At 75.7% G+C, this 6,638-nt stretch carries 9 protein-coding genes; 6 read left to right on the top strand and 3 right to left on the bottom strand.

Annotated features, from left to right (window positions below; all coding sequences use genetic code 11):
* From VGH76_RS27770 to VGH76_RS27760, 3 genes are all read left to right on the top strand, one after another.
* Window positions 1-353 (top strand): (Fe-S)-binding protein (locus VGH76_RS27770; RefSeq protein WP_331560002.1); only part of this gene is annotated, 353 nt, incomplete at its 5' end.
* Between the two features lie 47 nt (window positions 354-400).
* Complete coding sequence (locus VGH76_RS27765) at window positions 401-1,855, top strand: LutB/LldF family L-lactate oxidation iron-sulfur protein (protein WP_331560003.1); 1,455 nt, start codon at window positions 401-403, stop codon at window positions 1,853-1,855.
* Window positions 1,852-2,508, top strand: coding sequence for a LutC/YkgG family protein (locus tag VGH76_RS27760; protein ID WP_414637832.1), 657 nt, complete (start codon window positions 1,852-1,854; stop codon window positions 2,506-2,508). Before VGH76_RS27765 ends, VGH76_RS27760 begins: the two co-directional genes overlap by 4 nt.
* A 341-nt stretch (window positions 2,509-2,849) precedes the next feature.
* On the opposite strand, the gene VGH76_RS27755 is transcribed toward VGH76_RS27760, so the two are convergent.
* Entirely contained in the window at window positions 2,850-3,011 is a 162-nt protein-coding gene (locus VGH76_RS27755) for a DUF1059 domain-containing protein (RefSeq protein WP_331559999.1), read from the bottom strand.
* A gap of 525 nt (window positions 3,012-3,536) precedes the next feature.
* Here VGH76_RS27755 and VGH76_RS27750 point away from each other — a divergent pair.
* The 3 genes from VGH76_RS27750 (at window position 3,537) to VGH76_RS27740 (ending at window position 5,362) form a co-directional block, all read left to right on the top strand.
* Window positions 3,537-3,746: a hypothetical protein gene (locus tag VGH76_RS27750; RefSeq protein WP_331559998.1), complete on the top strand. Its 210-nt coding sequence runs from the start codon at window positions 3,537-3,539 to the stop codon at window positions 3,744-3,746.
* Between the two features lie 74 nt (window positions 3,747-3,820).
* On the top strand, window positions 3,821-4,225 hold the full coding sequence (locus VGH76_RS27745) for a CopG family transcriptional regulator (RefSeq protein ID WP_331559997.1): 405 nt from the start codon (window positions 3,821-3,823) through the stop codon (window positions 4,223-4,225).
* Window positions 4,226-4,243: 18 nt separating this feature from the next.
* Window positions 4,244-5,362: a PHB depolymerase family esterase gene (locus tag VGH76_RS27740; protein ID WP_331559996.1), complete on the top strand. Its 1,119-nt coding sequence runs from the start codon at window positions 4,244-4,246 to the stop codon at window positions 5,360-5,362.
* Here the strand turns inward: VGH76_RS27740 and VGH76_RS27735 are convergent.
* Window positions 5,293-5,643 carry a hypothetical protein gene (locus VGH76_RS27735; RefSeq protein WP_331559995.1) on the bottom strand — a complete coding sequence of 117 codons (351 nt, stop codon included), beginning with the start codon at window positions 5,641-5,643 and terminating at the stop codon, window positions 5,293-5,295. The genes VGH76_RS27740 and VGH76_RS27735 overlap by 70 nt on opposite strands.
* Window positions 5,644-5,707: 64 nt before the next feature.
* Window positions 5,708-6,638 (bottom strand): helix-turn-helix domain-containing protein (locus VGH76_RS27730; RefSeq protein WP_331559994.1); only part of this gene is annotated, 931 nt, incomplete at its 5' end.

Below are 6,638 nucleotides of genomic sequence, written 5' to 3'. Positions count from 1 at the left end.
TGCGGATGCTGCGGGTCGGCGACAAGCCGCTGCGGCTGCTGCGGGCGGTCCGGGGGCTCGAGCTCGTGGAGCTGCCCGACGCCGAGGTGTGCTGCGGGTTCGGCGGCACCTTCGCGGTGAAGAACGCCGAGACGTCCACGGCGATGCTGGCCGACAAGATGGCGAACGTGCTCACGTCGAAGGCGGAGGTCTGCACCGCCGGGGACTCCTCGTGCCTGATGCACATCGGGGGCGGGCTCTCGCGGCTGCGCTCGGGGGTGCGGACGGTGCACCTGGCGGAGATCCTGGCCAGTACCGACCAGCGCGACGAGTCCCGGGACTTCGTGTTCGACCAGGCGGAGGTGGCGCCGTGACCGATCACGGACGCGCAGCGCAGCGGAGCCGGACCATCGAGCTGGGCATGCCGACCGTCGCGTCCGACCCGCACGGCCACCTGCGCGGCACCGAGTCCTTCCCGGTCGCGGCGCACCGCGCGCTCGCCGACACCCAGCTGCGCCGCAACCTCGGGCACGCCACCCGGACCATCCGCGCGAAGCGTGCCGGGGTGGTGGCCGAGCTCGACGACTGGGAGGAGCTGCGCCGCGCCGGTGAGGCGATCAAGGCCGACACCATGGCGCGGCTGCCCGAGCTGCTGGTGGAGCTGGAGGCGCGGGTCACCGAGCGCGGCGGGGTGGTGCACTGGGCGCGCGACGCCGAGGAGGCCAACCGCATCGTCGTCGACCTCGTCAAGGCGACCGGCGCCGACGAGGTCGTCAAGGTCAAGTCGATGGCCACCCAGGAGACCGGGCTCAACGAGGCGCTCGAGGGCGCCGGGATCGCGGCGCTGGAGACCGACCTCGCGGAGCTGATCGTGCAGCTCTCGCACGACCGGCCCTCGCATTTTCTCGTCCCGGCGATCCACCGCAACCGCGCCGAGATCCGCGAGATCTTCCTGCGCGAGATGCCCGACGTGGACCCGGAGCTGACCGACGAGCCCCGCCGGCTCGCGATGGCCGCGCGGGCCCACCTGCGGCGGCGGTTCCTCTCCGCGAAGGTCGGGATCTCGGGGGTCAACTTCGCGGTCGCGGACACCGGGACGATCTCGGTGGTCGAGTCCGAGGGCAACGGGCGGATGTGCCTGACGCTGCCCGAGACGCTGATCACCGTGATGGGCGTCGAGAAGCTCGTCCCCACCTGGTCCGACCTCGAGGTGTTCCTGCAGCTCCTGCCGCGCAGCTCGACCGGCGAGCGGATGAACCCCTACACCTCCACCTGGACCGGGGTGACCCCCGGCGACGGCCCGCAAGCGTTCCACCTGGTCCTGCTCGACAACGGTCGCTCGAACGTGCTGGCCTCCGCCGACGGCCGGCAGGCGCTGCACTGCATCCGTTGCTCGGCGTGCCTGAACGTCTGCCCGGTCTACGAGCGCACCGGCGGCCACGCGTACGGCTCGATCTACCCGGGCCCGATCGGCGCGGTCCTGTCCCCGCAGCTGACCGGCATCGACGGGACGCACGACGTCAACGCGACGCTGCCCTTCGCCTCGTCGCTGTGCGGGGCGTGCTTCGACGCCTGCCCGGTGCGCATCGACATCCCGCACCTGCTCGTGCAGCAACGCGCGGCCGCCATCGACGCCCACACCCGCCCGACGGGGCAGGACGTCGCGATGCAGGCCGCGGCGATCGCGATGACGACGCCGGGCCGGTTCAAGCTCGCGGAGCGCGCGCTCGGCGTCGGGCGTCTGCTCGCGGGCCGCAAGGGCCGGATCTCGACGCTGCCGTGGCCGCTCTCAGGGTGGACGAACGCCCGCGACGTGCCCGCGCCGCCGTCCGAGACCTTCCGGCAGTGGTGGGCCCGGACCCACGGGGACACCTGATGGGCGCCCGCGACGAGGTCCTCGCCCGGCTGCGGACGGCCCGCGACGCCGGGGCCCCGGCCACCCCCGTCGTCGTGCCGCGCGAGTACCGCCCGGCGGGTCGGTACGCACCGGGTGGCGAGCAGGTCGTGGCCCGGCTCGACGAGACCCTGACCGACTACCGCGCCACCGTGACCCGGGTGGCCGCGGAGGCCGATGTCGCGGACGCCGTGGCGGCGTTCCTCGGGTCGGCGGGTCAGGTCGTCGTGCCCCCGGGCCTGCCCGAGGGCTGGCTCTCCGCGTTCGGCGGGAGCGTCCGCCGCGACGAGCCGCCCTGCACCGTCGACGAGCTCGACCACCTCGACGCCGTGGTGACGGGTGCGGCGGTCGCGGTCGCGGACACCGGCACGTTCGTCCTCGACTCCGGCGCCCCGGACCAGGGGCGCCGCGTGATCACCCTGGTGCCCGACCACCACGTCTGCGTCATCCGCGCCGCGGACGTCGTCTGCTCGGTGCCGGAGGCGATCGCGCGGCTCGACCCGACCCGGCCGCTCACATTCGTCTCCGGCCCCTCGGCCACGAGCGACATCGAGCTGGACCGCGTCGAGGGCGTCCACGGGCCGCGGCGCCTCGACGTGGTGCTCGTAGGTGGCGTTCGGCCTGGTGAGCAGTAATCCGTCCTATAGCGCGGATTACTGCCGAGCCCGATCCCGACGTTCAGGCAGGCCACCGCGATGGGGCGGTCCAGGTCGCGCACGGCGTGGCCGTGCTCGGCGAACTGGCGCGCCAGCTCGAAACCCGGTGCCCGAGGAACCGCCGGTGACGAACGCGAGGGGACGGGAGTCAACCATGGTCGGGGTTGCCCGGGTCGCGGGGCGGCCACGCACCTCGCGCTCCGGTGGGGCGGCGCCGACGTGGCTCGACCGGAATCCGGTCGGGGCGCCGCCGGCGCACGGGGCGCGCTGTCTCCTCCGCTGCCCGGTCGCCGCCCGTCCCGGTCTCCTCGGTCACCGCGTCAGTCCGGGACCAGCTCGATCCAGCCACGCACGACGTCGGGCGTCACCTGGGCGACGAGGTCCGGATGGTCCTGGCGCACGTGCGCGAGGACCTCGTCCACCACCTGCTGCTCGGCGTCGCTGCGCGCCGCGTACCCGCACTCGCACGTGACCTGGTTCATCCCGGTCCCCTCCCCTTTCGACGATTCACGGAGTGTGCCGACGACCGTTGCCGGAACCTTGTCGTCGTGCTGTCGGCCCGCCCGCCCCCCTGGCTAGGGTCGAGCACGGCCGAGCCGGAGGGCGTCGCCACGGGGGAGCCTCATGTCGGAGCCGGAGCGGTGCCCGCCCGTGCGGATCCAGGTGCACGGGCGCTTCGTGGTGGCCGTCGACGGGCGCCCGGTCGACCACCTGCTGCCCGGTCGCCGTGCCCGCCTGCTCGTTGCGATCCTGGCCGCCTCCGACCGGTGCTCGGTCGACCGATCCATCCTGATCGACCGGCTCTGGAGCCCGGCCTGCCCTGGCGACGGGGCCTCAGCGACGTTCTCCGCGTTGCTGTCCAAGGTCCGCGCGCTGATCGCGCCCGCCGAGATCCGGGGTCGCCGGAGCCTGGACCTCGTCCTGCCGCGGGGCTCGATCGTCGACGCGGCGGTGGCGCGGGCGGCCCTGCACGCCGCCGAGTCGCGGCGGCCCGCGAGGAGTGGGCGGTGGCGTGGACGGAGGCGCTCAGCGCGCTGTTCGTCACCCAGCGCGGCTTCCTCGCCGACTTCGACGATCCCTGGAGCGAGGAGCGCCGCGAGGAGGCGGAGCACCGCCACCGCAGGGTGCTCGCCTGCTACGGCGAGGCCTGCCTGCACCTCGGGCCGGGCGAACGGTCCGGGGCGGAGCGCAGCGCCCGCACCACGCCGAGATCCTGAGCTGACGCGTCCGGCGACTTGCGTCAGTCGTACATGCCGTGCACCATCCATGTGGATGGTCTGCGGAGGGAGGCGTGGAGTTGGCCGGAGAGCTGGAGCGCACCGAGAAGATCACCGTGAACCTGGGTCCGGTGGACCTGGGCCGGATCGACCTGCTCGTGCAGGAGGGGTTCTTCTCCAACCGCACCGACTTCATCCGCACGGCCGTCCGCGCGCAGCTCGCGCGCAGTGAGTCCGCGATCGAGCACACGGTCGCCCGCCGCACCCTCGTCCTCGGCACGCAGCACTTCGCGCGGGCCGATCTCGAGCGCCTCCGCGCCGCGGGGGAGCAGGTGCACATCCGTGTCCTCGGGCTCGCGACCGTGGCCGAGGACGTCGACCCCGAGCTGGCCCTGGCGACCATCGCCTCGGTCGAGGTGCTCGGGGCCTTCCGCGCCAGCCGCGCGGTCAAGGCGGCCCTCGGGCCGCGCATCGTCTGACGATCGTCAGGAGCACCCATGTCCCACCTCACCCGGCTCGTCGACGCCCTCGGGCGGCCCGGCGGCAGCACCTCCCCGCGCTTCGACGAGGCCGCGAAGCTCATGCGCTCGGGGCAGCTCACCGAGGCCACCGCCGCCATCCAGCGCGCGCTCGGCGGGTCGGGCCTGCCCGGTTCCGGCCTGCCCGGTGCGGGCCTCCCGGGCGCTGGCCTCGCCGGCACGGGGCTGCCCGGCCTCGGCGGCCTCCCGGGCACGACGGGGCTCGCCGGCGGCCTCGGTGGCCTGCGCGCCCCGTCGTCGGGCGCGACCAGGTCCCCGGGCAGCGTCACGCGGGGCGGGGCCGGCTCCCTGGCCTACCGCGTCTACGTCCCGACGACGCCGCAGCGTTCCACTCCGCTGCTGGTCATGCTCCACGGCGGCACCCAGGACGCCGACGCCTTCGCCGCCTCGACCGGGATGGACGAGGTCGCCGAGCGCGAGGGCATCGTCGTGGTCTATCCCGAGCAGTCCCGCTCGGCGAACGCCATGGGCTACTGGAACTGGTTCCGCCCCGGGGACCAGGAGCGCGACCGCGGTGAACCGGCCGCGATCGCCGCGGTCGCCCGCGAGGTGGCCGACGCGCACGACGTCGACCCGGGGCGGGTCGGCGTCGCCGGGTTCTCGGCCGGCGCGGCGATGGCGGCCGTCCTCGCGGCGACCCACCCCGACGTGTTCTGCGGCGCCGGGGTCCACTCCGGGCTGCCCTACCGGGCCGCCCGCGACGTCGGGTCGGCGTTCGCCGCGATGTCGTCCCCACCCGCGACGGTCGCCGATGCCGGCCCGGTGCCGCTGATCGTGGTGCACGGCGACGCCGACCGCACGGTCGCGCCCGGGAACGCCGACGCCGTCGTCCGCTCCGCGGTCGGCCGGGTCCCCGGAGCGCAGCGGGAACGTGAGACCCGCGGCGGCGAGGGCGGGCGGTCGTGGACCCGCGAGCGGTGGAGCGAGCCCGGCGGGCGGGTGCTGGCGGAGTCGTGGACGGTGCACGGGATGGGCCACGACTGGTCGGGCGGGCGCGCCGGCGCGTCCTACGCCGACCCCACGGGGCCCGACGCCGCCACCGCGATCACCGCGTTCCTCGGGATGGCGCGCGGCTGACCCCGGGACAGGCCGGTGGCGACGACGATGTTGAGGTCGACCTCGGCGTTCACCCGGGCGACGCGGGGGACGTAGCGGCCGAGCCCGACGACGGTGGTGCGGACCCCGAGCCCGCACAGCCGCGTCAGCTTGTCGATCGCGTCGGCGACCCGGAGCTCCTCGTCCCAGTACTCGTGCCGGTAGTTGGCGAGCAGGTCTGGGGTCAGCACGAAGACGTGCTCGTGCATGAGCGTCGTGCCCAGGTCCGCCGCGTCGACCGGACCCCGCACCGTCTCGACCATCGCCGCCTCCGCCCCGCGTGACCACACCCGGGCGGCACCCTGGGAGCGCGGGGGCCCGGGCGCCTCAGCGGTGACGGCGGGCCAGTGTGAGGAGCCGTCGCAGGCGCCCAGCGAAGGCGTCCTTGGACAGCGGCGGGTCGGCGCGGGCGGCGAGGTCGGCGAGCCCCAGCTCGGGATGGGCGAGGCGCAGCCGCCCGGCCTCGCAGAGCGAGTCCGGCACGACGACGCCCGCGCGTTCCAGGGTCGCGAACGCCTCGGCGACCGCGGTGCCGGCCCGCGAGGCGGCGACGGTGGCGCGGGCCTCGTTCGCCGAGGCCGGCGTCGGCTCCCCGGCCGGCTCGTCCAGCCCGGCCGCGACCGCCGTGGCCCGGCCCCCGCAGGTGGTGAGCAGGAGGGCGACCTCGGCCGGGTCGGTCACCGCCACGCGTGGGGCGTCCGCGCCCCGGCGGGTCCCGGCGCGCACCCCGAGGCGCAGGCCCAGTTCGGCGAGCGCGAGCGCGGGCCCGGGGGCCGGACAGTCGACGACCACCGCGACGCCCGAGTCCTCCCGCTCCACGTGCCCCCGCGCGAGCAGCGCCCCCCGCCAGGTCGCCACCGCACCGGGCAGGGAGCCCCCGGTGAGCCAGGCCGGGGGGCTCGGCAGCGTCCGTCCCCGTCCGTCGACGAGCCCGAGCCTCGCGGCGAGGTGCTCGTGCCCGCTGCCGGGGTCCGGGGTGTCCGGGGCCTCGACCCGCCACGCGCCGAGCTCCGCGTCGCCCCGCACGACGCCGTCGGTGGCCCCGATGCGGGTCAGCAGAAACACCAGCCGGGACGCGGCCTCGGGCGAGTCGAGCTCGACGACGAGCCGGTCCGTGGTCCCCGCGGTGCGGGCCCATCGCACGATCGCCGCGGCCTCGGCGCCGGCGTCGCGGTCGCGGGCGGGCGGCGCGACCCCGGCGAGCGTCGCGACGACGGCGCGGGTGTCCTCCGACCGCGAGGTGGGGGCGGACGGGGCG

It is taken from the genome of Actinomycetospora sp., assembly GCF_036497585.1.
Classification (GTDB): domain Bacteria; phylum Actinomycetota; class Actinomycetes; order Mycobacteriales; family Pseudonocardiaceae; genus Actinomycetospora.
This window is presented reverse-complemented; position numbering and strand designations above follow the sequence as displayed.